General features: G+C 61.2%; 1 protein-coding gene. It reads left to right on the top strand.

Going from position 1 to position 978, the window contains the following annotated elements; translation table 11 throughout:
* Nucleotides 1-34: 34 nt before the first annotated feature.
* The coding region (gene puuE / locus ACWGXF_RS24360) for an allantoinase PuuE (RefSeq protein ID WP_452102603.1) at nt 35-978 on the top strand (944 nt) is incomplete at its 3' end.

The following is a 978-nucleotide window of genomic DNA, read 5'->3' as shown; positions in this document are numbered from 1 at the left end:
ACGATTTGTCGATGGCACTTTCATCCGTATCCCTATGACTTACGATTCCACCGCCTCCTACCCACGCGACCTGATTGGCTACGGCCGCAACACGCCCCATCCCGAATGGCCCGGCAAAGCCCGCGTGGCCGTTCAGTTCGTGCTGAACTACGAAGAAGGCGGTGAGAACCATATCCTGCATGGCGACCCCGGCAGCGAGCAGTTTCTGTCGGAGATGTTCAATCCCGCCAGCTACCCGGCCCGTCACATGAGCATGGATGGTATCTATGAATACGGCTCGCGCGCCGGCGTCTGGCGCATTCTGAAAGAGTTCGAGAAGCGCGGTCTGCCGCTGACCGTGTTCGGCGTGGCCACCGCTCTGCAAAAGCATCGCGAGCTGGCCCAGGCCTTTGACGAGCTGGGCCACGAAGTGGCCTGCCACGGCCTGAAGTGGATTCACTACCAGAACGTGCCCGAGGAGATCGAGCGCGCCCACATGCAGCAATGCGTGGACATTTTTGAAGAGATCTACGGCGCGGGCGGCGACCACGGCCTGGGCTGGTACACCGGCCGCGACAGCCCCAACAGCCACCGCATCGTGGCCGATGCCGGTCGCTTTACCTACGACAGCGATTACTACGGCGACGACCTGCCTTTCTGGATGAAGGTCGCCAAGAGCGACGGCACGACGCACAACCAGCTCATCGTTCCCTACACGCTGGACGTGAACGATATGCGCTTTGCCCTGCCCCAGGGTTACTCGCATGCCGATCCGTTCTTCCAGTACATGAAGGACACATTCGATGTCCTGTACGCCGAGGGCAATGCCAGCGGCGACAACGCCCCCAAGATGATGAGCATCGGCATGCACTGCCGACTGCTGGGCCGTCCTGGCCGGATTACAGCGCTGCAGCGCTTCCTCGACCACATCCAGAAGCACGACAACGTGTGGGTGTGCCGCCGTATTGATTTGGCTCGTCACTGGGCCGAGCGTTTCCC

The organism is Comamonas sp. HJ-2, from assembly GCF_053615495.1.
The sequence above is the reverse complement of the archived record's forward strand: the minus strand, read 5'-3'. Positions and strand labels throughout refer to the sequence as shown.